The sequence below is a fragment of the Sphaerobacter thermophilus DSM 20745 genome (genome assembly GCF_000024985.1).
GTDB lineage: Bacteria > Chloroflexota > Chloroflexia > Thermomicrobiales > Thermomicrobiaceae > Sphaerobacter > Sphaerobacter thermophilus.
On record NC_013523.1, the window covers coordinates 1,088,433 to 1,112,167 of the forward strand.

At 67.2% G+C, this 23,735-nt stretch carries 17 protein-coding genes and 1 other RNA gene; 11 read left to right on the forward strand and 7 right to left on the reverse strand.

Annotated elements, in window-relative coordinates; genetic code table 11:
• The first annotated feature begins 6 nt into the window (after positions 1-6).
• The 4 genes from STHE_RS04950 (at position 7) to STHE_RS04965 (ending at position 6,228) form a co-directional block, all read left to right on the forward strand.
• On the forward strand, positions 7-1,284 hold the full coding sequence (locus tag STHE_RS04950; protein ID WP_012871469.1) for an FAD-binding oxidoreductase: 1,278 nt from the start codon (positions 7-9) through the stop codon (positions 1,282-1,284).
• 39 nt (positions 1,285-1,323) lie between these two features.
• Positions 1,324-2,646, forward strand: coding sequence for a (Fe-S)-binding protein (locus tag STHE_RS04955; RefSeq protein WP_012871470.1), 1,323 nt, complete (start codon positions 1,324-1,326; stop codon positions 2,644-2,646).
• A 192-nt stretch (positions 2,647-2,838) separates the two neighbouring features.
• Positions 2,839-4,107: an SHOCT domain-containing protein gene (locus STHE_RS04960; protein ID WP_012871471.1), complete on the forward strand. Its 1,269-nt coding sequence runs from the start codon at positions 2,839-2,841 to the stop codon at positions 4,105-4,107.
• 123 nt (positions 4,108-4,230) lie between these two features.
• Complete coding sequence (locus STHE_RS04965; protein WP_012871472.1) at positions 4,231-6,228, forward strand: S9 family peptidase; 1,998 nt, start codon at positions 4,231-4,233, stop codon at positions 6,226-6,228.
• Positions 6,229-6,359: 131 nt separating this feature from the next.
• Here the strand turns inward: STHE_RS04965 and STHE_RS04970 are convergent, their stop codons facing one another.
• Entirely contained in the window at positions 6,360-7,601 is a 1,242-nt protein-coding gene (locus tag STHE_RS04970) for a metallophosphoesterase family protein (RefSeq protein ID WP_012871473.1), read from the reverse strand.
• Positions 7,602-7,607: 6 nt separating this feature from the next.
• Positions 7,608-9,215 carry a helicase HerA domain-containing protein gene (locus tag STHE_RS04975; protein ID WP_012871474.1) on the reverse strand — a complete coding sequence of 536 codons (1,608 nt, stop codon included), beginning with the start codon at positions 9,213-9,215 and terminating at the stop codon, positions 7,608-7,610.
• A gap of 66 nt (positions 9,216-9,281) precedes the next feature.
• On the opposite strand from STHE_RS04975, the gene STHE_RS04980 reads away from it, so the two are divergent.
• From STHE_RS04980 to STHE_RS04990, 4 genes are all read left to right on the forward strand, one after another.
• Positions 9,282-11,240 (forward strand): sensor histidine kinase, encoded by a 1,959-nt coding sequence (locus tag STHE_RS04980; RefSeq protein WP_012871475.1) that lies wholly within the window; start codon positions 9,282-9,284, stop codon positions 11,238-11,240.
• A gap of 122 nt (positions 11,241-11,362) precedes the next feature.
• Positions 11,363-12,160, forward strand: a complete 798-nt coding sequence (locus tag STHE_RS04985; protein ID WP_012871476.1) for an enoyl-ACP reductase FabI — start codon at positions 11,363-11,365, stop codon at positions 12,158-12,160.
• A gap of 766 nt (positions 12,161-12,926) precedes the next feature.
• Positions 12,927-13,190, forward strand: an RNA gene (ffs, locus tag STHE_RS18435) — signal recognition particle sRNA large type.
• Positions 13,191-13,424: 234 nt separating this feature from the next.
• A complete protein-coding gene (locus STHE_RS04990) occupies positions 13,425-14,063 on the forward strand; it encodes a dihydrofolate reductase family protein (RefSeq protein WP_012871477.1) in 639 nt (212 codons plus the stop codon).
• 117 nt (positions 14,064-14,180) lie between these two features.
• On the opposite strand, the gene STHE_RS04995 is transcribed toward STHE_RS04990, so the two are convergent.
• The 5 genes from STHE_RS04995 to sdhC form a co-directional block, all read right to left on the reverse strand.
• The gene (locus tag STHE_RS04995) at positions 14,181-14,660 is read right to left on the reverse strand and encodes a hypothetical protein (RefSeq protein ID WP_012871478.1); all 480 of its coding nucleotides are present in this window, start codon (positions 14,658-14,660) and stop codon (positions 14,181-14,183) included.
• 111 nt (positions 14,661-14,771) lie between these two features.
• Positions 14,772-15,473, reverse strand: coding sequence for a succinate dehydrogenase iron-sulfur subunit (locus STHE_RS05000; RefSeq protein ID WP_012871479.1), 702 nt, complete (start codon positions 15,471-15,473; stop codon positions 14,772-14,774).
• On the reverse strand, positions 15,473-17,200 hold the full coding sequence (gene sdhA / locus STHE_RS05005; RefSeq protein ID WP_012871480.1) for a succinate dehydrogenase flavoprotein subunit: 1,728 nt from the start codon (positions 17,198-17,200) through the stop codon (positions 15,473-15,475). The genes STHE_RS05000 and sdhA overlap by 1 nt, the downstream gene beginning before the upstream one ends.
• 3 nt (positions 17,201-17,203) lie before the next feature.
• Positions 17,204-17,671: a succinate dehydrogenase hydrophobic membrane anchor subunit gene (locus STHE_RS05010; RefSeq protein ID WP_012871481.1), complete on the reverse strand. Its 468-nt coding sequence runs from the start codon at positions 17,669-17,671 to the stop codon at positions 17,204-17,206.
• A gap of 43 nt (positions 17,672-17,714) precedes the next feature.
• Positions 17,715-18,080, reverse strand: a complete 366-nt coding sequence (gene sdhC / locus STHE_RS05015) for a succinate dehydrogenase, cytochrome b556 subunit (RefSeq protein ID WP_012871482.1) — start codon at positions 18,078-18,080, stop codon at positions 17,715-17,717.
• Between the two features lie 303 nt (positions 18,081-18,383).
• Here sdhC and STHE_RS05020 point away from each other — a divergent pair, with 303 nt between their 5' ends.
• The 3 genes from STHE_RS05020 to glpX are packed head-to-tail and all read left to right on the forward strand — an operon-like array spanning position 18,384 to position 23,485.
• A complete protein-coding gene (locus STHE_RS05020) occupies positions 18,384-19,562 on the forward strand; it encodes a M20/M25/M40 family metallo-hydrolase (protein WP_012871483.1) in 1,179 nt (392 codons plus the stop codon).
• Positions 19,559-22,459 carry a helicase C-terminal domain-containing protein gene (locus tag STHE_RS05025; RefSeq protein WP_012871484.1) on the forward strand — a complete coding sequence of 967 codons (2,901 nt, stop codon included), beginning with the start codon at positions 19,559-19,561 and terminating at the stop codon, positions 22,457-22,459. Before STHE_RS05020 ends, STHE_RS05025 begins: the two co-directional genes overlap by 4 nt.
• Positions 22,460-22,498: 39 nt before the next feature.
• Positions 22,499-23,485, forward strand: a complete 987-nt coding sequence (gene glpX, locus STHE_RS05030) for a class II fructose-bisphosphatase (protein WP_012871485.1) — start codon at positions 22,499-22,501, stop codon at positions 23,483-23,485.
• The last annotated feature ends 250 nt before the right edge of the window (positions 23,486-23,735 follow it).

The following is a 23,735-nucleotide window of genomic DNA, read 5'->3' on the forward strand; positions in this document are numbered from 1 at the left end:
CGTGACGTGCAGAACCTCGACGCGCTCCCGGCGGAGATAGCGCGCCGTGACCCTCAGGATTATGCGGTGGATGGTGTGGTCCCGGCGGTGGCGCTCGCCCCGACGACGGTCGAGGAGGTGAGCGCCTGCCTGGCGGCTGCCAACGACGCAGGGCTCGGGGTGATCCCCTGGGGCGGTGGCTCGCACATGGGGCTGGGCAACCTCCCGGCCAGCTACGACGTTGCCCTCGACCTGCGAGCCCTGGACGGCGTGGCGCACCACGAGCCGGACGACCTGACAATCTCGGTGCGGGCGGGCTGCACGATCGCCGAGCTGGATCGGCACCTGGCTGAGCATGGGCAGGTGCTTCCGATCGACGTGGCCCGACCGGAAAGCGCGACGATCGGCGGCGTTGTGGCGGCCGGGCTCGCCGGCCCTCGCCGCTTCGGCTACGGCTCGTTGCGCGACCTCCTGATCGGCATCACCGTTGTGCTGCCGGACGGCAGGATCGCCAAGGGCGGCGGCATGGTGGTGAAGAACGTGTCGGGCTTCGACATGATGCGGCTCTACTACGGCTCGCTCGGGTCGCTGGCTGTGATCACCCAGGTCAACATGAAGGTGATCCCCAGGCCGCGCGCGCAGCGCAGCGTGGTCGCTCGGTTCCCCACGCTGACGGCCGCGGTGGAGGCAGCCGAGGCGGTGCGCACGTCGCAGCTCGTCCCGACGGCGATCGTGGTGCTGGATGAAGGAGCCACGCGCCGGGCGGAGTTGCCGGATGCGCGCTGGTCGCTCTGCCTGCGCTGCGAGGCGCCGCCGGTGGCAGTGGTGCGCCAGGCCGAGCGGATAGCGGCCGCGGTCCGGAACGGTGCGGAAGCCGCGGAGATCGTGGAGAACGATGAAACCACCGGCCTCTGGCAGCGGATCGCACTGGCGCTCGACGCAGCGCCCGCCGCGGACACGATCGGCGTGAGGGTGGGCGCGGCCCCGTCGCAGCTCTCGGTCGTTTCCGAGGCTGCGGCGAACGAGCTGGCTGCACTCGACCTGGCCACGGAGCTGACGTTGGACCTGGGAAGCGGGCTCTGTTACGTGCGGGCCATGGGCGAGCCGGCTGCGATGCGGCGTGCGTGGGAGGAGCTGGCTCAACTCGGCTTGCACGCGACGTTGCTGACCGCCCCGCACGGGATCAAGTCGGACACCGACGTGTTTGGCCGGAAGCCGGCCGGCTTCGAGACGATGCGTGCCCTGAAGGCCGAGTTCGACCCTCGAGGCACGTTGAACCGGGGGCGGTTCATCGGCCACCTGTGACACCAGCCGATCGGGCGTACGGGACGAAGGAACGGAACTATGGCGACCACTGCACCAGCGAGCGAGCTGCGCGGTTTCGCGGGCCACGATGTCCCCAGCACGGAGGTGATTCGCTCGTGCGTCCACTGCGGCCTCTGCCTCCCGTCGTGTCCGACGTACGTGATCACGCGGCGCGAGCGCTCATCACCGCGTGGCCGAATCTGGCTGATGAAAGAGGTCAGCGAGGGAAGGCTGGACCTGCTCGACCCGTTGTTCGAGGAGGAGATGTATCTCTGCCTCAACTGCCGGGCCTGTGAGGCGGTCTGTCCGTCCGGCGTGAAGTACGGCGAGATCCTCGAGGCGTCGCGAGCGCAGATCGAGCAGGCGCGCAAGGGCACTCCCAAGGCCCGGGTGCTCCGCAAGGTGGTGTTCGGCGGGATCTTCACCGACATGCGACGCTTCCGGGCACTGAGCGCAGGGCTGCGGCTGTATCAGCGCTCACCGCTGCCCCGCATCGCCAAGCGTAGCGGTGTGCTCAAGGTGCTCGGCCTCGATCAGGCCCACGAGTTGATGCCGCAGGTGAGCGACCGCTTCGTCGTGCCCAAGGGCGAGACGATCCCGGCGCGGGGAGAGTGGCGCGGGCGAGTCGGCCTGTTCACCGGCTGCATCATGAGCACCGCGTACGCCGAGATCCACGAGGCGACGATCCGCGTGCTGACGCGCAACGGTTTCGAGGTGACGCTGATCAACGGACAGGGCTGCTGCGGCGCGCTCCACGTTCACCAGGGTGACCCGGACGGCGGTCGCGCGCTGGCGCGGAAGAACATCGACGCGTTCGACACCCCGTATCTGGACGCGATCATCGTCAACGCTGCCGGCTGCGGTGCGGCGATGAAGGAGTACGGGCACCTGCTTAAGGACGACCCGGAGTACGCCGACCGCGCGGCGCGCTTTGCCGAACGCGTGCAGGACGTGACCGAGTTCCTGGCGGCGAAGGGATTGAGCGCGGAACCGGGGCCGCTCCCGATGACTGTCACCTATCAGGAGCCGTGTCACCTGGCCCACGCGCAGCGGATCTCCAAGCAGCCACGGCAGTTGCTCAAGGCGATCCCGGAACTCCGGGTCGTCGAGATGCCGGAGTCATCCCTCTGTTGCGGTAGTGCCGGGATCTACAACCTGCTCCAGCCCGACATGTCGAGCAAGCTGCTGGCTCGGAAACTCGACAATGCCCTCTCGACCGGCGCTGAGGCGATCGTCTCGGCGAACCCCGGCTGCATGCTCCAGCTCACGAGCGGGCTCCGGGCTCGCGGTGACGCGCGGCCCGTGCTCCACTTAGTCGAGCTGCTCGACCGCGCATACGCCGCGGCCGAGGTACGGGCCTGATCGAGGGCACCAGCCTCGTACCGTGCGTCGCTCGAGTCGGATCGTGGCTCTGGCGCTCTTTCCGGTGGAAGAGGGCCGTGAGGGTTGTGTCCAGCGGCGGGGACGCTCGGACGGCCAGAACATCATCTGCTACACTTCGGCGCGGAGTTGGTCGGGGCGCGACGCCCCGCCTGGAGGAGGAGTCCCAGGTCCATGACGCTGCGCCGGTCTCTTGTCACCTTGCTCGTCGCCCTCGCCTTGATGATCCCGTTCACGGCACTCGCGGAAGACGCCACGCCAGACACAACCGGTGGCGCCGCCACGCCTGCCGCTGCACCCGCCGCGACCGGCGACGGGGTCATTTCCGGCACGGTGACGAACGGCACGCCCGGCGGCGGGAGCGTGGGCGGCCTGGAAGTGAAGCTCACCCGTTACCAGGAGATGCAGCCAACCGACGAGTACACGACGACGACGGGTGAGGATGGTTCCTTCCGCTTCGAGAACCTGCCGGTGAACGAGGGCGAGGGCTTTATCGCGGCAGTCACGTACCAGGGCTATGACTACTTTAGTCCGCTGCTGCTGCTGACCGAGGAGCCGCAGGCGACCGCCGACCTCACCGTCTACGAGCCGACGGATGACCCGAGCGTCATCGAGATCGCCTCACGTGGCGTGATCATCGCCGGGGCCAACAGTGAGGTGGGTGCCCTCGAGATCTTCGAGATCATCTCGCTCGACAACAGTAGCGATCGGGCCTACGTGGGCCAGGACGGGACAGTGCTCCGTATTCCGCTGCCTCCCGGTGCGACACAGATCATTCAGCAGCCGCAGTCCGGCTTCAACTTCGGCCAGCTCCGGTTCGAGGATGGCCACCTGATCACCACGGGTATCATCACGCCCGGCAGCCACGACGCCATGTTTGCCTACCTCGTACCCTATGAGGGGACAAAGGCGACACTGGAGATCGGGACCGCCCAGCCGACCGACGGGCTCAGCGTGCTGATTGAGAACGACACCTACAACATCTCGTCCCCCTCGATGCAGGACGCCGGGACGGCCAATATCGCCGGGACCATGTACCGCGTGATCTCGGCCGAGCAGCCGGTGGTCGGGGACGTGATCGCCGTCACGGTGGACGGCCTGCCGAGGCCGGGCTCTTCGGATTCCGACCGTGGGCCGCTCTACGCGGGCATCGCCGCGGTGGTGGGTCTGGCCGTTGCCGGAGGGCTCACGGTCCAGGCTGTCCGTCGCCGCCGCCAGCCGGCACCGGCCGTGGCAGGGGACGCCGCGCGTGATCTCCCCGACGACCCTGAGGGGCTTGAGGCCGAGCGGCTGGAGCTGGCGGCGGAGTTGAACCGGCTTGAGGAGGAGCGGGCCAGGGGCGAGATCGACGAGGAGACGTACCAGGAGGAGCGGGCCGAGATCCTCGAGGAACTGCGCGCCATCTCCCGCAGAATGCGCGGCCTGGAGGATTCCGGCGCCTGAGCCCCTCACAGAGATGAGGATCAACACCCCCAAGCTCCGAGGGGATGTCGCAACCAGGGCACCGAGAAACCGCCTGTGCTACTATGCGCAGGCGGTTGTTCGTCGAGAGGGAGGAGGAAGATCGTGGGTGCATCGACGGGGGCGAAGCGTCGTCTGACCCCGGAGGACATCTACAACATCACGCTGGTCAGCGACGCGCAGATCTCACCCGATGGCCGGCACGTCGCCTACACGCAGACGATCCTCGACAAAGAGAAGAACGACTATCGGTCGTCGATCTTCGTGGTGCCGGTCGACGGGGGTACGCCGCGTCGGTTCACATCAGCGGACGCGCGGGATAGTTTCCCGCGCTGGTCGCCTGACGGGTCACGGATCGCATTCCTCTCGAACCGCACGGGCAAGTCACAGGTCTGGATGATCTCGGTCGATGGTGGCGAAGCGACCCAGGTAACCGATCTGCCCGAAGGCGTGACCTACTTTGCCTGGTCGCCGGACGGCTCGACCCTTGCTCTGGTCAGCAAGACCGAGGCGGCTCAGCTCGAGAAGCGTGAGGGGGATGAGGAAGACGAGGAGAAGAGCGACGTGGTGCGGATCACCCGCATCCGCTTCCGCGCCGACGGCGTCTCCGGCTTCCTCGACGACAAGCGCTCGCACATCTGGTGCATCCCGGCCGCGGGCGGTGACCCATGGCAGGTGACATCGGGTGACTTCGACGACGCGTGGCCCGTGTGGTCGCCCGGCGGGCACGAGATCGCCTTCGTCTCGAACCGCACGGAAGACCGAGAGTACAACACGGTGAGCGAGATCTGGGCGGTCCCCGCGCGCGGCGGTGAGGCGCGGCCGATCGCGACGGGTGATGACGCCTACTTCGGCCGGCCGGTGTGGTCGGTCGACGGCGCGGCGATTGCCTTCGCGGGGCATCGCCAGCCGGAGGCGGGCGGTGCGATCGACTCCCACGTCTGGGTCGCTGACGGTGGTGCGACCCGGTGCCTGACCGAGGGCCTGGGGCGCACGGTTGGGGATGCCGGGATCAACGACACCTTCGCGTCAGCGAACCCCGGCCTCGCCTGGACCCCAGATGGTTGGATCTACTTCCAGGTGAGCGACAGCGGGAATACGCACGTGTACCGCGTGCCGGCCGGGGGCGGTGATCCGTCCCTCGTCGTCGGCGGCCAGCGGCGGGTGCTCGATTTCAGTCTCAGCCCGGACGGCAGTCGTATCGCGTTCGTGGCGGGCGACCCGCTCAACCCGTGCGACGTGTACGTCTGCCGCGCGGACGGCTCCGACGAGCGGCGGCTGACGGCGGTCAACGAGGAGTTCTTCAGCTCGGTCGCGCTCAGCCAGCCGGAGGAGTTCCGGGTCCCGAGCCACGCGGATGATCGAGCGGAGATCCACGGCTGGGTGATGAAGCCGATCGGCTTTGAGCCGGGCCGGAAGTACCCGCTGGTGCTGGAGATCCATGGCGGACCGCACGGGATGTACGCCAACCACTACTTCCACGAGTTCCAGCTCCTGGCAGCCCAGGGGTACGTCGTGGTGTACACCAACCCGCGGGGAAGCCAGGGCTACGGCACGGAGTACGCCTCCTACACCCGCGCGGCCTGGGGCGAGAAAGACATGCCGGACCTCATGGCGGCGGTCGACTATGTCATCGAGCAGGGCTACGTCGATCCCAACCGCCTGGGCGTCACCGGTGGTTCCTACGGCGGCTACATGACCAACTGGGTGATTGGGCACACCGACCGCTTCAACGCCGCGGTGACCCAACGCTGCGTCTCCGACCTCTACAGCTTCTTCGGGACCAGCGACATCGGGTTCAACTTCGGCGCCTACGAGTGGGGCGGGGTGCCGTGGGAGGTGCGCGAGAACTACGTGCGCCTGTCACCGATCACCTACGTCGAGAACATGAAGACGCCGCTGCTCATCATTCACAGCGAGGAGGACTACCGTTGCCCGATCGCCCAGGCCGAGCAGTTGTTCATCTCGCTGAAGATATTGGGGCGGGAGGTGGAGTTCGTCCGCTTCCCGAATGAGAACCACAACCTCTCGCGCAGCGGCAAGCCCAAGCACCGGGTGGAGCGCCTCCAGTTCATCCTGGGGTGGTTCCAGCGATATCTTTGACGTAATACGTCATGCGTCATCCGTCACCTGGAGTGCGTACTGCGTATTCCGTGTTGCGTATTCCTCCCCTCTCCCCTGGTGGGAGAGGGGTCGGGGGTGAGGGGGACGGTTGACGCATGACGCATCACGCTTCACTCCCCATCCCGCTCGGCCTGGATCAGGGCCTTGCCGGCTTCGAGGATGCGGCGGCGCTGGTCTTCGGTGAGGTCCCGGAGGGAGAGCCACTTTTCGAGCGCGGCCACGGGGTCGAGTGTCTCGTGGTCGCGCAGTTCTATGCGGGGACGGACCTGAAGGTCGACGTCGCGTACGACCTTGGCGACGTAGGCGGCACCGCGCTGGAGGAGCATCCGGCGCACCTCGTCGATGCGCAGCAGTTCCTCGCGCTCTGGCGGGACGGCGATGAAGGCGCGGACGATCGCCCCGTCCAAGTCTGCAGTGCGCCGCTCGATCTCGCGCTCGACATCGACCATGGGGTCCTCGTGCAGCGTCTTGATCCGGAGGGTCACGAAGGGGCGTGACCGGACCGGCTGGAAGGTCCATTCGACGCGGCGCTCCCCGGCGGGGCCGGGCTGGATGTCAACCAGGACGAACCCCTTTTCCTCGCGCTCTTCCCCGAAGTCGATGCGCTCTAGGCTCCCGGCGTAGACGGTGGGCGGACGCGCCGTGATCTGCTGGTGCTGGTGGATGTGCCCTAGCGCCACGTAGTCGAAGGCGCGTACGCGCAACTCGTCGGTGTCGAGCACCAGATCCTCGCCGAGCATAATCGACTGTTCCGACCCGAGGCGCGCTCCCTCGATGCTCAGGTGCGCAAGGAGCACGGCCGGCGTATCGGGGTCGAGCTGGTCGACGAGGGCGCTGAGGATGGCCGAGGTGGCTTCCGCCGCGGCACGGCTCACGGCGCCCGGGTCGGGGTTGCGGCGCTGTTCGGGGTCGAGCAGGCGCTGGCGCGAGAGCCACGGGAGAGTCACGACCTGGAGCGGCCCGCCACGGGTTTCGATCCGGAGCACGTCCGGATTGCGCGCTACGTAGATGAAGGGGATATCGAGCGTCGCATAGATGTCCATCGGCGTGGCGCGGGCGTCGATGCTCGGCAGATCGTGGTTGCCGACGAGCAGCACAGTCGGGATCTCGGCCGCAGCCAGGCGGCGGATGCGCTTGGCGAACTCCCGCTGGATCGTCGGGCTGGGGTCGCGGTGCTTGAAGGCGTCGCCCGCGAAGAGCACGGCGTCGACCCGATGCTCGATCGCGTGGTCCACCACCTGATCGAAGGCGGCGAGGTAGTCGCGCACACGGCTCGAGTAGCCCAGCCGCGTGTCGAGCGTGCCGTAGTTCTCCATGCCGAGATGGAGGTCGGCGAAGTGCAGGAGTCGCATGTGGTGCTATTCGTCCTCGTCAAAGCTGCGGTAACGAGCCAGCAGCTCGTGGCCGTCGACGGTCCGGATCTTGGATGCGCGTAACTCGGCTATCAGGCTCGCGCGGTCGTACTGGCGAGTGCGGAGCAGCATCGGCATCGGGATGGCGTGGCCGACGATGAGGCACTGCTGGCGCGGCTCCAGGCTGGCAAGCATACCGCGGAGCTGGTTGCGGTCGCCCACGCCGGTCAGGACGGCGTCGATGTCGCGCTGGTCGGCCAGCAGGCCGGTGATGCGTGTGCCGAGCTGCGAGAGCACGTCGGGGTCGATGCTGGACGGTCGTTGGTCGACGACCAGGAGCGTCACGGAGTACTTGCGCATCTCCCGGGCGATGGTACCGAAGATCGACTGGCGGGCGGCCTCCGGCGTCAGGAACTTGTGCGCCTCCTCCAGCACGATCACCAAGTGACGCGGCTCCTGGCCCAACGCTCCGTCTGCCTGCGCGGCGAGGGCTTTCTCGGTGTAGCGCTGGTGGATGCGCCGGGTGACGATGTTGGCCACGAGCATGTAGTCGAGCAGCGAGTCGTGGCGGCCGAACTGGAGGATGATGTGCTTGCCATCCTCGATGTGGCGCAGCATATCGTCCACCCAGGAGAACCCGGCCTCCTCGACGACGTAGTCCCGCTTGCGAATCAGGGCCAGCTTCTGCCGAAGGGCGTCGACGGCGCCGGGGTGCGCCCCGGTTTGCTGGCAGAACTCGGCAACGTCCTCGGAATCCATCGCGAGCAGCCGCTGCATCCAGCGACTCTTGAAGGCCTGCTGAAGCTGGTGGGCGACGGCAGGGAAGGTCTCGCGCAGGTTCAGCTCGTCCGCGAGCAGTTCGATGTCCTCCGGCTCGATCTGGTTGAGCCCGATCACGACGTCACGGCTGCCGCCCGTGCGCTTGTCGAGCGTGTAGACCTTGACGCGCGACTCGCCGAAGAGTTCCACCAGGCCGGCGATCTCCGGGTCACGCCGGGCATAGGCGTACTCGTCGTGCATGTCGAAGATCAGCGCCGAGGCGACGTCGCTCTTGATCAGGCCGAAGAGCAGGAGGCGGGTCAGGACGCTCTTGCCGGTACCGCTCTGGCCGAAGATCCCGTTGCTGCGCTCGATGAACGCTTTCAAGTCGATCGGGATGGGGATGTCCATGGTCAGCGGGGTGCCGAGCGCGAAGCGCGTGCCGCCCTCCGAGCCGAACACCAGATCGAAGTCCTCCGGCCGGGCTTCGCGGAGGACCGCGAAATGCATCGGGATGTTGCGCACCGGGCCCGGTGGAGCGCCGGTGAGCCTGGATGCGTTCTCGAGCATGAGGCTGGGGCGCACCTCGACCGTGGCGTACGTGTGGGTACCGGCCAGGGCTTGGCGCACGAAGGGTGACCCACCGGCCGGTGGGTGAGCCGTGAGCGATGGGTCTGTCACGCGCAGCCGCATGTCGGCGATCAGGCTAAAATAACGGTTGTCGTTCCCTTCGAGGACGACGAAGCTGCCGACGCGCAGCGCCTCGGTGGGGCAATCCGGAGCCAGGCGAACCGTCAGGCCGCCGGTGAAGCTCCCCTCCGTGACGACGCCGAGTGGTTGCGACCGGACACCCATCTCATCTCCCTCGCGGTCGAGCCACGCGTACGTATAGAACGATTGTACCACCTGAGCGGGGATCAGATGCAGCACGAGACAGCCGGGCCAGGCGAGGCGGCTGAGGGCACGGTGGCGCGCCGCCATGACGCGCTCAACGCGCTGCTGGAGGCAATGCGGGAGCAGGGGGCACCCGGCGGGCAGACACGCCTGCTCCTGGCAGCAATCGACTTCGGCGAGGCGGTCGCGGCCGACCACTTCCGCATGGAAGACGCCTTCGCCATGCTCCTCGACGCCTGGCGGGAGGCCGACGTGCCGGCCGACCCGGCGGTGCTGGGCGCCACGGTGCGCGGCTACACCGACTACATGGTGCGGCTGCGCGGGCTGGTGCGGCGGGGCGGCACCGGGCCCTTGTCGAGCCATGTCGCGCGGCTGGCCGGTCTGCACCGCATCAACCAGGCGGCGACTGCGAGTCTCGACCTGGAAGCGATGCTGCAGACCGTCGTCAATGTGGTGAAGCAGACCGTCGCGGCGGATTCCTGCTCGATCTTCCTCTACGACCAGACAAGCGGAACGCTGGTACTGCGGGCCACGGTCGGGCTCAACCAGGAGGAGGTGGGCCAGCTCCGCCTGCCGCTCGGGGTGGGCATCACCGGTGAGGCGGCGGCGACGCGCCGCATTCTGGCGGTGGCCGAGGCGCGCTCCCACCCGGCGTACCTGGACCACCCGCGAATCGGCGATCAGATCTACACGTCCCAGGTGTCGGTGCCGCTGGCGCTGGGGGCGCCCGATCGGCTGGTCGGGGTGCTGAACATCCTCTCGGCCGCCCGGCGTGAGTTCGACGCCGACGAGCTGGCGTTCTTGGAAACGGCGGCCGGTGAGATCGCCATCGCCATCGAGAACGCGCGGTTGTACAGCGAGACCGATGCCCAACTGCGCCGCCGGATCAGCCAGCTCGCCACGCTGCAGCAGATGTCGCGCATGGTCGCGTCGACGCTCGACCTGTCGGAGGTGCTGCGGCTGATCAGTCGCCAGACGGCGGAGTTGAGTCAGGCGACGGCGGCGGAGATCTATCGGCGGCCGCGGCACGACCCGGCCCGGCTCGAACTGATGGCGCGTCACCCGTCCGATGACGTGGCGCCCGTAGCCGATCGTGCCGTCGTGGTGCCGGTGGTTGAGGAGGCGATGCAGACCGGGGCGGCCATCTGGCGCCGGTTGCCGGCGGAGGAGCCGAGCACGTTCCTTTACGTCGTCCCGATGGTGACTGCGCGTCGCGCAGTGGGTGCGATCTGCGTCTACCTCGGCGAACGACCGCAGGATGTCCAAGACATGCAAGGGCTGCTGGACGCCTTCTCCGACTCGGCGGCAATCGCGATCGAGAACGCCGAGTTGTACGAGGAGGCGCTGCGTGGCTTCACGCGCGCCTCGACTCTGCTGCAGGAGATGCACCATCGGGTACGCAACAACCTGCAGATGGTCGCAGCCCTGCTCTCTATGCAGGCGAGACACGCTGCCGACGAGGGGTGGACCCAGCCGCTGCAGGAGGCCGTCAGCCGGATCCGCAGCATTGCGGCGATCCACGATCTGCTCTCAAGCGGGAACCTGCGCGAGACGACTGTGGAGCGGATCGCCAAGCACGTGGTGGACGAGGCGATCATCAACGTCGTGCCGCCGGGGACCCAGGTGAACTTCGTCATCGAGCCGTCGCCGGTCCACGTCCCGTCACGACAGGCGACGGTCCTCGCCCTCCTGATCAACGAATTCCTGGCCAACGCGGTAGTACACGGTGTCGGCCGGCGCGAGCGAGGTGAGGTCACCATCGCGGTGCGGTGCGAAGGGGACGAGGCGGTGCTGGAGGTGTGTGACGACGGCGTCGGACTGCCGGCCGGCTTCGACCCGGTTCGCAGCGCCGGGCTGGGCCTCCAGATCGCACGGACGCTCGTGGAGGTAGACCTGCACGGTTCGCTCCACCTACGCGCCCGCGAGGGTGGCGGCACTGTGGTCTGTGTGCGCTTTCCCCTTCCCTCCGGCGTCGAGTCCGGGTAGCGGCACAGAGTCGGATGCGTCGGCTTGACCCCGCTTGCCGCCCGCTCTCATAATCTGCGGAGTGACAGCAGTGACCTTACCGTCCGTCGTGGGCGGCTACTGCCGGGAAGGGAGGCGGAGGGTTGGCCGGAACCGAGACAGCGACTGGTACGCCCTGGGCGGTGATCCTCGGCGCGTCGAGCGGCTTTGGTGCGGCGACCAGCCGTGAGCTAGCCGCGGCCGGGTTCAATATCTGCGGGGTCCACCTGGATCGGCGGAGCACGATGCCACTGGCCGAAGCGGTGATCGCCGACGTCCAGGCGGCCGGGCGCGAAGCTGCCTTCTTCAACGTGAACGCGGCCGACCCCGAGAAGCGCGCTGAAGTGATTCAGGCGCTCAAGGAGCGTGGGGCGCGCGTCCGCGTGCTGATGCACTCGCTGGCGTTCGGCACCCTGCGCCGGTACATCGAGCCAGATCCCGCTCAACAACTGACCCAGAAGCAGCTCGAGATGACGCTCGACGTCATGGCCAACTCGCTCGTTTACTGGACGCAGGACCTCTTCCACGCCGGGCTGTTCGACCAGGACGCCCGGATCTTCGCCATGACCAGCGAGGGATCGACCCGTGTCTGGGCCGGGTACGGTGCGGTCTCGGCCGCCAAGGCGGCGTTGGAGGCGCACATCCGCCAGCTCGCGGTGGAGCTTGCGCCGCACGGCATCGCGGCCAACAGCATTCAGGCCGGTGTGACGCCGACCCCGGCGCAGTCGAAGATCCCCGGTGCTGACGAGATGCTGGAGGGGGCAAAGGCGCGGAACCCTGGTGGCCGCGTGACGACGCCGGAGGACGTGGCACGGGCGATCCGCGTGCTCAGCACGCCCGGCATCGGTTGGATCACCGGGAACGTCATCCGCGTCGACGGTGGCGAGGCAATCGTCCCGTAGCGAGACGGGCACGGGACACGCCGAGTCGCTCTGGTTACGCGCGGGCGGTCCCACCTAAGCGTCATCCGTTATCGAACATGCGAATATCCGGCAGAGCGGCGGCCATCGTGTGGCCGCCGCTCGCATCTGGGTGGCCCGTCGCAGGCCAGCCAAATACCACGGGACGTGCCTCCGGTGGGTTGACGGGTAATCGGCTATGGCAGCTCAACCGAGAATCGCTGCGTGCCGTCCGGCACCTGGACAATGGCTCCGGAGCCCCACTGCAATGTTGCGATCTCCAGCGTCAGTTGGCGGGCTTTGGGATCGCGCTGCGGGGTGAATGGACAGACGCGGCGCCAGGAGAAGAGCTCCGGTGGCTTGCCCCCGCCGCTCCCCGCTGCGGGCAATGCATTGTAGACACCACCTCGATCGTCCACCGCGCCAGGTGATGCGGGGGAACCCGCCCCGACTTCCCCCGTCCATTCTGGCGACGGCCTGGAACCGATCCCGGTACAACTCGAGGGAGTGGACGGTCACCCCGATGTCTTCGAACTGCCGGTGCTGTGCGACCGGGATAACGCCCAATAGGCTTGAGCCAGGCTCGTCCCCCGCCGTCGCTGTCGCCGTCCCCGGCTCCCGGCTGAGTGGGAACATAAAGCGCCACGGACCCCCGAGGATCCCCTCCGCCGACCACTCAGCGGCAGGACGCGACTACGAAGGGGTGGGATACCCCCGGGTGTCCGTACCCTTGCGAGGATGGTTGGGGGCAGGTATCATAAAGTCCTGGTCGTGCTAGGCGGGGAACTAGCGGTGCCCTGTACCCGCAATCCGCTATAGCGGGGCTGAGTTCCCTCTCGAGGTCCGGCCTTGTGGGACTGCTCGGGCTAAGTGGTGAGGAAGGTTGGGTCCCACGCGGCAAGGACCCACGAACCCGGTCAGGTCCGGAAGGAAGCAGCCGTAAGTGGCCATCCTTGGGTGACGTGGGGGTGCCTGGCTGGAGCTAACTGGCCCGGTGCAAGCCGGAGGGTCGTGATCGACAGAGGGTGCACGACCTTCTTCGAACACAGAAGCGGACCGTCCCGTTGGGCGGTCCGCTCTTCTTTTTGCCCGAAGCCCTCGCGACATAACTCTGGGCATGATTCGTGAGCCGGATGCTATCCCACGCATGGTCGGGCAGTGCTGTCGATTTCGAGGATGGCCGTTCGACCAAGATGTGGGACCCGTTGCGTACAGCCCGGCCAGGCGGTCGGGTGCCCGGATCGACCCACAGAGGGAGAGGCACCCCGTGCGGAAGATCGTTGTCAATACCTTCCTAACCCTGGACGGCGTCATGCAGGGCCCAGGCGGGCCAAACGAGGACCGAGAGGGTGGTTTCGAGCATGGAGGCTGGTCGGTCAACTACTGGGACGACCGCATGGGCCAGTTTGTGGGCGAGGGGTTGAGCCAGCCGTTCGACCTCCTTCTCGGGCGAAAGACCTACGACATCTTCTCGGCCCACTGGCCCCATGCCACTGACGAGGCAGCCGGCCCGCTGAACGCGGCGACGAAGTACGTCGTGTCCACCACCCTGGCGAGCGCAGACTGGGGTCCCGCGGTCGTGATCCGAGACAACGTTGTCGAGCAAATCACCCGGCTCAAGCAGGGTGACGGGCCCGACCTCCAGGTGCATGGAAGTTCGCAACTGGTCCAGACCCTGATGGCCAATGACCTGGTCGACCAGTACCGCCTCATGATCTTCCCGCTAACGTTGGGAAGTGGGAAGCAGCTCTTTGGCGATGGGGTACGCCCCGGCAACCTGCGCCTCGTGGACTCCCAGGAGTCGACCACCGGCGTGATCATTGCCACCTACGAGCCCGCCGGCGACGTTCGCTACGGCTCATTCGCCCTGGAGGACCAACCGACGACTCCAGAGGGCGCGCCGTAAGGTACCCCGATCGCGAAACGCGAAGGTAGAAACGAGGAGCCTCCTCGGGCCCTGCCGATTCGCTCGATGATTCGGCAAGGTCCGGGAGGCTCAATCGCTTCCGACAGCGGGTTGGGGTTACGAGCGCACCCGCTCGCGGGACGGCGACCGCTTCCGCCGGCGCGCACCGCGGCGGCGGCCGCTGGACACCGGTTCGAGGTAGCGGCGCTTGAGCTCCTCGGCGGCTGCAGCGCGCACCTTGGCCGGATACACGGTGCGGGCCCACCAGATGTAGTAGGCGGCCTCAGCCAGCAGCGCCAGGAGAACCAGATAGAGCCAGAAGCGCTTGTAGAAGCCGAAGGCGCTCACGTGGAGGAACCGGAACGTGAAGAAGAAGAGTCCTAGCCCGAACAGCACCGCGGCGATGGCAGCACCGCGCTGGATCTCCGCGCGGGCGATCGGGTAGCGCTGGGAAAGCCGTATCACGTCGTAGTAGACCAACAGCGACGCGACGAAGCCGATGCCGCAGAGCGCGACAAAGGCGATCGAGAACGGCCCCCAGACGGGCGTGTCCCAGAGCGGTGCGTTCAGATAGTCCCAGCTCAGCGGATTCCGCATCCGCGTGTTCCTCGCTCCCCAGCGTTCAGTGATGTCGTGTACCTCTGCAGTCCGCAGGGTGGGCGGTGACGCGGACCTGCCGCGCGCCGGTGCCCGTGCCCGAGGATGCCGCTACGAGACGTCGCCGGTCAGCAAGCTGCGCTTGACCTCCTCGATGGCACGCGTGACCTGAATCCCGCGCGGGCACGCCTCGGTGCAGTTGAAGACGGTGCGGCAGCGCCAGACGCCCGACTTCTGGTTCAACACGGCCAGCCGGTCGGCTGCACCCTGGTCGCGGCTGTCGTAGATGAAGCGGTGGGCGTTGACGATCGCCGCGGGACCGACGAACTCGTCGTTGGTCCAGGTGATCGGGCAGGCACTGGTGCAGCAGGCGCAGAGGATGCACTTCGTCGTGTCGTCGAAGCGCTCGCGATTCTCCGGTGACTGCAGCCGCTCCGTGGTCGGCTCTGGGTCGTCGTTGATGAGGAAGGGCATCACCGACTTGTACGCGTTGAAGAACGGCTCCATGTCCACGACCAGGTCGCGGATGACCCGGAAGCCGACGAGCGGCTCGATCGTGATGTCGGTGCCTACATCGCGGATGAGCACCTTACACGCCAGCCGGTTGCGCCCGTTGATACGCATGGCATCGGAGCCGCAGACGCCGTGGGCGCAGCTCCGGCGGTAGGTGAGCGTGCCGTCGCGGAACCACTTCACCTTGTTGAGCGCATCGAGGACGCGGTCAGTCGGCTCGACCTCGACGTCGTACTCCTCGAAGTACGGCTTGCTGTCGACCTCAGGGTTGAAGCGTTGAATCCGCAGGTGTACCTGCATCAGTACTTCCGTTCCTTGGGCTCAAACCGGGTGATGACGACCGGCTTGTAGCGCATCTCAATGCCGCCCGACGTACGATAGGTCAATGTGTGCTTGAGCCAGTTGACGTCATCGCGCTCGGGAAAGTCTTCACGGAAGTGACCGCCGCGACTCTCCTCGCGGGCGAGTGCCCCGGCGACGACGGCCTCGGCGATGTCCAGCAAATAACCCGTCTCGATCGTCTCGACGAGGTCCATGTTGAAGGTGCGGTTCTTGTCCCGCACGCCGACCCGGCTGTAGCGATGCCGCAGCTCGGTCAGCTTCTCTCGTAGCGAGATCAGACCCTCCGCGGTGCGGAAGACGCCGCAGTCCCGGAACATGGCCTCCTGCAGCTCCTCGCGGATGACGTTGGCGTTCTCGGTGCCGTCGCCTTCGAGGAGGGCGCTGACCTCGGCGCGGGCGCGGAAGTCGGGCTCCTTGGGCAGCGGGTGGAAGTCGTTCTCGTTGATGGTCTTGAGCATGTGCCGCCCGGCGCGCCGGCCGAAGACGATCAGGTCGACCAGCGAGTTGGTGCCGAGCCGGTTGGCGCCGTGGACGCTGACGCAGGCACACTCGCCGGCCGCGTAGAGCCCGGGCAGGACTGTGTTCTCCTCGTCGATCGTGACCCGGCCGTCCACGTCGGTGGGGATGCCGCCCATGCCGTAGTGGGCCGTCGGCTGGATCGGGATAAGGTCCTTGACCGGATCGAGGCCCATGTAGGTGCGGACGAAGTCGGTGATGTCCGGCAGCTTGGTCTCGATGACCTCAGCGGGCAGGTGCGTCAGGTCGAGGTGGACGTAATCCTGCCCGTTGATCCCTCGGCCCTCACGGATCTCCATGTAGATGCTGCGAGAGACCATGTCGCGTGGGGCGAGGTCGAGCAGGGTGGGCGCGTACCGCTCCATGAAGCGCTCGCCCTTGTCGTTGCGCAGGATACCGCCCTCGCCACGGCAGGCCTCGGACAAGAGGATACCGAGCTTGTAGATCCCGGTCGGGTGGAATTGGAAGAACTCCATGTCCTCCAGCGGCAGGCCACGCCGGAAGGCGATGGCGCAGCCGTCCCCGGCGAGGGACAGCGCATTACTGGTGACCTTGAAGACGCGGCCGAAGCCGCCGGTCGCCAGCAGGACTGCCTTGGCGTGGAAGACGTGGATCTCGCCGGAGTGGATGTCGTACCCCACGACGCCGGTGCAGACGCCGTCGTCGGTGATCAGCAGGTCCAGCATCATCATCTCGTTGAAGAAGGTGACCTGATGCTTGATGCCCTGCTGGTAGAGGGTCTGGAGGATCATGTGGCCCGTGCGGTCGGCGGCGTAGCAGGCGCGGCGTACCGGACCCTCACCGAAGTTGCGGGTGTGCCCACCGAAACGCCGCTGGTCGATCCGGCCGTCCGGCGTGCGGTTGAAGGGGAGGCCCATGTGCTCCAGTTCGTAGACCGCGTCGATGGCCTCGCGGGCAAGGACCTCGGCCGCATCCTGGTCAACGAGGTAGTCGCCCCCCTTGACCGTGTCGAACATGTGCCAGATCCAGTGGTCCTCTTCGAGGTTGCCCAGCGCGGCCGCCACCCCGCCCTGAGCCGCCCCGGTGTGGGACCGCGTGGGGTATAGCTTGCTAATGACTGCCACGTTGGCCTTCCCGGCGAGCTGGGCGGCGGCCATGAGCCCGGCTCCGCCGGCGCCGACGATGACGGCGTCAAATCGATGGTACATGCCTCATCTCCCTGCCGTTACGGCGGCATCCGGGTTGAACGTGACGACCGCGATCGAACCGATAATCAAGAAAATGATCGCGGTGCTCCAGAGGACCGAGTGGGCGAATACGCGCCACCCGCGCGGCCGCACATAGTCGTCCACCGCGATCCGCGCACCGTTCAGCCCGTGCAGCAGTGCCAGGACGAGCATGAGCCAGTCGAACGCGCGCCAGAACGGCGAGTTCCAGCGGTCGGCCACGAAGTCGTAGTCGATTTCATCGACCGTGTTGATGACGTGCATGATGACGACGTGAGTGATGGCCAAGAGAATCAGCAACAGGCCACTGACCCGGAAGAAGTACCAGGAATACAGCTCGAAGTTGCTGCCAGTAGGGCGTTCCCGGCCGACGCGCGGGATCGGTGCACGCCGCGCGGATCGTGGGGCGGCGCTGACCTGATCCGGACCGCTACCCGTGGGGACTTGAACCACCGTTGAACCTCCCATGTGCCGCGGCCCTATGGCCGCAACTCGGCTAGAACAGCGGCCGAATCATCAAGATCGCGGTGGGGATGAAGGCGATGAGAAACAGGGCGACCACCGCGTAGAACATCTGCCGCTCGTACTTCCAGCCCTTCGACCAGAAGTCCACCAGAATGATGCGGATTCCGTTCAGCGCGTGGTAATAAAGCCCGGCAACCAGGATCACCTCTCCGGCGCGAAAGATCGGATGACGATAGATGAACAACAGGTCGTTGAATGCCTCCGGGCCGTAGCCTACGGCGAAGATATCAACGATGTGCAGTAACAAAAAGACCAGCACCCCGAGACCGGCCAGGCGATGGAGTGCCCACGACACCATCCCCTGTGGCGGCCGGTATCCGCGATAGTTTGATGCCACTCGCGGTCCCCCTGCTCCAGCGTCCTCTTGGCCCCAGCGCGCGGCCCACGCCGCGTCGCCGGCTCCCGTTGCGGTAGCCGTCGCAAATCTACGGCTGTTCGCCGGACCTGTCAACAAGCGCTGCGCCCGATCCGGAGGCGCGGGTACGACCCTCTGCTGCTATAATGCCAGCGTCTTGCCTGCCGGCATGGTCGACCGGAACCGGTGGCGGCTCCTTCCGTCTCCTGGGCCGGATGCCCGGAGCCGGCATCTCGCACACCCCTGTGGCTCGCGTGGCGAGCGAAGCGGTGAGAGGGACAACACGTGTCCGAATGGGAAGCCAGGCTCGCACAGCTTCGGCGGCTTGCCGATAGCCTGCTGCCGCGCCTCGCCGATCTGACCGAGCAGATCTGTTTGATTCCAGCCCCGACCTACCACGAAGCCGAACGCGCCCGCTGGGTGGCGCGCGCACTGGAGGAGCGCGGGCTGGCTGTGGAGGTCGATGACCTCCCCAACGTCTACGCCCGCCGCCCGGGGAGCGGACGTGGGGCGACGCTGATGCTCGCGGCGCACACGGATACGGTCTTCCCGCCGGGCACGCCGATCACGGTTGAGCGATCCGACGGGGTGCTGACCGGGCCCGGGATCGGTGATAACAGCCTCGGCGTCGCAGGTCTCCTGGTGCTGGTGGATCTCCTGGAGGCAGCGGGCATTACCACTCCGGGCGACGTGCTCCTGGTCGCCAATGTCGGAGAAGAGGGACTCGGCAACCTGCGGGGCATCAAGGCGGCCGTCGATCGCTTCGAGCCTGAGTTGGGCGGGGTCATCGCGGTCGAAGGGCACAACTTGGGTCGCGTTACGCACATCGCGGTCGGCTCCAAGCGCATCCGGGTAACGGTCACCGGGCCGGGCGGGCATAGCTGGGGCGCCTTCGGCGAGCCGAGCGCGATCCACGAGCTTGCCGGGATCGTCCAGGAGATTTCGATGATTCCGGTACCGCTCCAGCCCAAGACGACCTACAACGTGGGACTGATCGAGGGCGGGGTGTCGGTTAATACGATCGCGCCGCACGCTTCGGCCGTGATCGACATGCGCTCGACCGACCCGGACCGGCTCGCCTGGCTGGCGCAGGAGGTCACGCGCATCGTCGAGCGCCGCCGGACCGACCGAGTGTCGACCGAGATCGAGGTGCTGGGTGAGCGCCCGGCCGGCTCGGTGCCGCCCTCGTCACCACTCGTCCGCCTGACGGTCGAGGTGCTGGAGCAGCTTGGGTTCCAGCCGGAGCTGAACGCGTCGAGCACCGATGCGAACATCCCGATCGCCCGCGGGATACCGGCGGTGTGCGTGGGTCTGAGCCACGGCGTGCGCGCTCATCGCACCGACGAGCAGATCGAGATCGCGCCGGCCGCGGTCGGGCTGGTGCAATTGGCGCTGATCGCCGAGCGTTTTGTGGGAGAGGCACAGGGCACCGGGGGTGTCGACGGGGAGAGGCCGTCGCAGTGAGCGGGATCTACGTCGCGTTGGACCTCGAAGCGACGGGGATGGACCCGGAGCGGGACGAGATCATCGAGATCGCCGCGATCAAGTTCCGCAACGACCGGGTGCTCGACCGCTGGGAGAGCCTGGTGCGTCCCCGCGGCCCGATCCCGTTCAACATCACCAGCCTGACCGGCATCGGCGCCAAGGATGTGCGCCGCGCACCGATATTCCCCGTAGTGGCGCCCCGGTTGCGGGACTTCGTGCGCAACCATCCGATCGTGGGGCAATCGCCGGAGTTCGACATCCAGATGCTCGCCGGGGCAGGGCTGCGGCTGCAGAACCCGCTCTACGATACGTTCCAGCTTGCCACCATCCTGATCCCGGACCTCCCGGCCTACAATCTGGCAACCATCGCGGCTCGGCTGGGAGTGTCGGTCCCGCACCAGCACCGCGCGATGGCCGACGTCGAGACGACCATGGCGGTCTTCCTGGGGCTGCAGGACATCCTCCTCAGCCACGATGCGGAGACCCTGGCGCGGTTGGCGGAGCTGGCGCGCGTGGCCGGGTCGCCGCTGGCGCGACTGTTCGCCGAGGCGCGGCGCGAGGTGGCTAGCCTGGACGGCATGGGCCACGGGACGATCGCAGCCCAGCTTATGGCGAAGACCGGGATGACCCGCGGCGGGCCCGAGGTGCTGTTCCTGTTCCAGCGGGAGCGACCACCGCGCCTGGAGCCGACCGGCTCCGACGCGCCGATCGATGTGGAGGCGCTCCGGGCCTGGACCGAACCGGGTGGGGCGCTGGCGCAGACCTTCCCCGGCTATGAGCCGCGGCCGCAGCAGGTCGCGATGCTGGCGGCCGTGGCCGAGGGCTTCAATCAGGGCGGGACGTACCTCATCGAAGCCGGGACCGGGACCGGCAAGTCGCTGGCGTATCTGCTCCCGGCCATCCTCCACGCCGTGAACCGCGGCGAGCCGGTGGTGATCTCGACCAACACCATTGCCCTGCAGGACCAGCTCTTCCGCAAGGATCTGCCGGATCTGCGACGGGCGCTCAAAGAGATGGCCCGCACGCAGCCGGAGCTCGAGCGCGTGGCGTCCTTCGAAGCGGCTCTCCTCAAGGGCCGCTCGAACTACCTCTGCCTGCGGCGCTGGTTCCTGGCACAGCGTGAGCCGTCCGTGTCGCCCGAGCGGGCCACGCTCTACGCCAAGATCCTGACCTGGCTCCAACAGACAGAGACGGGGGACCGCGCGGAGCTGCACCTATCACCGGAGGAGCAGGTGTACTGGCTGGCGCTGGCCGAGGAGGAGGGGAGCTGCGTCCCCGGCCGGTGCATCTTCCACCGGCGAAACCAGTGCTTCCTCTACCGGGCGCGCCACAAGGCCGAGAGCGCACATGTCATCGTCGTCAACCACGCGCTCCTGCTGTCAGACATGCTGGCGGCCAACAACGTCCTGCCGCCGTACCGCCACCTCATCATCGACGAGGCGCACAATCTGGAGGACGAGGCGACGACGCAGCTCGGCTTCAGCATCAGCCGCCACCGGATCCTCGATTTCGTGTCGCGCTGCGTCGCGCGGGACGACGACGGCGCCTTAGGTGGTGCGCTCGGCGGCCTGTGGAGCGTTGTGGCGAATGCCCGCGTGCCGCTGGCCCGCGATATCGCGGCGTCACTGCAGCCGCAGTTGGACGGGTTGGTGCGCACGGCCCGTGAGGCCAGCGAGGAGATCGAACGCTTCTTCCACGCGCTCGGGGACTTCGTGGAGCGCTACCAGGCGGGCCAAAGTGAGCACGACCGGCGCCTGCGCCTGACCGACGCTGTGCGGCACGATCCGGGCTGGAGTACGATCGAGATTTCGTGGGACCAGGTGGCGGGACGGCTGCGTGAGATCGTCGGGGTGCTGGTCTGGGCCGCGGGGCAGTGGGAGGGGATCAGTGAGGAGGAGATCCCCGAACGTGACGAAGTGGCGACCGAGCTGGAGGTCCTGATCCGCACCGGGCACGAACTAATCGAAAGGGTGCTCGGCGCGATCGCGAACCCGAGCCCCGACATGATCTACTGGCTCACGCGCAACGTCGCCACTGGCGACGTCGCGATCTCGGCCGCGCCGTTACACGTGGGGGATGTGCTGCGCGAGCATCTCTTCGATCGCTGCCGCACGACGATCCTGACCTCGGCGACGCTCACGACAGACGGCTCGTTCGACTACGTCCGGCAACGGCTCGGGATCGACGAGGCGCACGAGCTACAGGTGCCGTCGCCGTTCGACTACCCGGCGACGACGCTCTTGTACCTGGCCGACGACGTGCCGGAACCGGGTCAGCCGGGACACCAGCGCCACGTGCAAGAGGCGCTGATCGACCTCTGCAAGGCGACGCGGGGCCGGGCCATGGTCCTCTTCACTTCGCATAGCGCGCTCCAGACCACTTACCGGGCCATCAAGCGGCCACTGGAGGCGGAGGGTATTCTGGTGCTGGCGCAGCGCATGGACGGGAGCCCGCGCCAGTTGATCGACCGACTGAAGAGCCACCCCGAGACGGTTCTGCTCGGCACCAACAGCTTCTGGGAGGGGGTGGATATCGTCGGGGACGCCCTGAGTCTGCTCGTGATCACGAGACTACCCTTCTCAGTGCCGAGCGACCCGGTCTTCGCGGCCCGCAGCGAGTTGTTCGAAGACCCCTTCAATTCCTACGCTATCCCTCAGGCGGTGCTGCGCTTCAAGCAGGGATTCGGACGCCTGATCCGCAGCAGCACCGACCGGGGTGTCTGTGTGGTGCTCGACCGACGGACGGTAAGCCGACGCTATGGGTCATCGTTCGTGCGGTCCCTGCCGGACTGCACGGTGGTGGTGGGACCGACGTCCGAATTGCCGGCGCGCGCGAGCGAGTGGCTGCAGGCGCGGCCGGCATCGGCCTCGGTCTGATCGGGATCGGGCAAAGCCCGAGGGAGTGGAGGCAGCCGCATGAGTGCGAGTATCGACCGGAACCTGGCGCTGGAGCTGGTCCGGACGACCGAAGCCGCGGCGCTCGCGGCCGCGCGCTGGATGGGGCGCGGCGACAAGAACGCGGCGGACCAGGCGGCCGTCAACGGCATGCGCACCATGCTCCAGTCCGTCCATATGGACGGGGTCGTGGTGATCGGCGAGGGTGAGAAGGACGAGGCCCCGATGCTGTACATCGGGGAGGAGGTCGGCACCAAGGATCCGCCGCAGGCGGACCTGGCAGTCGATCCGATCGACGGGACCCGGCTCCTGGCGAACGGGATGCCGAACTCCCTGTCCGTCGTGGCACTGGCGGACCGCGGTTCGATGTACTACCCGCCCGGAATCGTGTACATGAACAAGATCGCGGTCGGGCCTGAGGCGGCGTTCGCCATCGACATCAACGCGCCGGTGGCGGAGAACCTCCAGCGCATCGCCGACGCGAAGGGGATGCGCGTACGTGACCTGACCGTGGTCGTGCTGGACCGCCCGCGCCACGAGCAGTTGATCGCCGAGATTCGGGCGACCCAGGCGCGGATCAAGCTGATCACCGACGGTGACGTGGCCGGCGCCTTGATGGCGGCGATGCCGGGGACCGGTATCGATGTCCTGATGGGTATCGGCGGGGCACCCGAGGCGGTCATCGCCGCGGCCGCGCTGAAGTGCATGGGTGGCGCGATCCAGTGCAAGCTGTGGCCGCGCAACGACGACGAGCGCCGCGCGGCGCAGGAGGCGGGGCTGGATCTGGAGCAGGTGCTGACAGCCGATGACCTGGTGCGGTCCGACAACGTCTTCTTCGCCGCCACGGGCATCACCGACGGGGAACTCCTGCGCGGGGTGCACTACACGTCGGAGGGGGCGACGACGGAATCGCTGGTGATGCGGTCGCGCTCGGGGACGGTGCGGCGGATCACAGCGACACACCGGCTGAGCAAGCTCCAGGACTTTGCCGCTGTTCCATTTGACTAGCGCAGGACATCATGATATACTGGTCGCGGCACCGGTGGGATCGGTGCCGCGACCTCATCCCCGCCGCTGGCGATTCCCGTATGGAACGGCCCGAAGGGCACCCTGTAACGCTTCGGAGTCCACTGCGCAACCCAGCCGGGGCCGTACTGCAACCCAAACCCGCGCGACGTGTTTGCCTGACACTGAGGCTGGAGCACTTCACGAGCACTTATCATCAGCGCATGAGAGGTCAACCACACGTGGTCACGCG

What these genes read in the sequence shown, in the direction of transcription:
- STHE_RS04955 (WP_012871470.1), top strand. Translation starts at nt 1,324, where the DNA reads ATGGCGACCACTGCACCAGCGAGCGAGCTGCGCGGTTTCGCGGGCCAC.
- STHE_RS04960 (WP_012871471.1), top strand. Translation starts at nt 2,839, where the DNA reads ATGACGCTGCGCCGGTCTCTTGTCACCTTGCTCGTCGCCCTCGCCTTG.
- STHE_RS04970 (WP_012871473.1), bottom strand. Translation starts at nt 7,601, where the DNA reads ATGCGACTCCTGCACTTCGCCGACCTCCATCTCGGCATGGAGAACTAC.
- STHE_RS04975 (WP_012871474.1), bottom strand. Translation starts at nt 9,215, where the DNA reads ATGGGTGTCCGGTCGCAACCACTCGGCGTCGTCACGGAGGGGAGCTTC.
- STHE_RS04980 (WP_012871475.1), top strand. Translation starts at nt 9,282, where the DNA reads ATGCAGCACGAGACAGCCGGGCCAGGCGAGGCGGCTGAGGGCACGGTG.
- STHE_RS04995 (WP_012871478.1), bottom strand. Translation starts at nt 14,660, where the DNA reads ATGCGGAATCCGCTGAGCTGGGACTATCTGAACGCACCGCTCTGGGAC.
- STHE_RS05000 (WP_012871479.1), bottom strand. Translation starts at nt 15,473, where the DNA reads ATGCAGGTACACCTGCGGATTCAACGCTTCAACCCTGAGGTCGACAGC.
- sdhA (WP_012871480.1), bottom strand. Translation starts at nt 17,200, where the DNA reads ATGTACCATCGATTTGACGCCGTCATCGTCGGCGCCGGCGGAGCCGGG.
- glpX (WP_012871485.1), top strand. Translation starts at nt 22,499, where the DNA reads ATGAGTGCGAGTATCGACCGGAACCTGGCGCTGGAGCTGGTCCGGACG.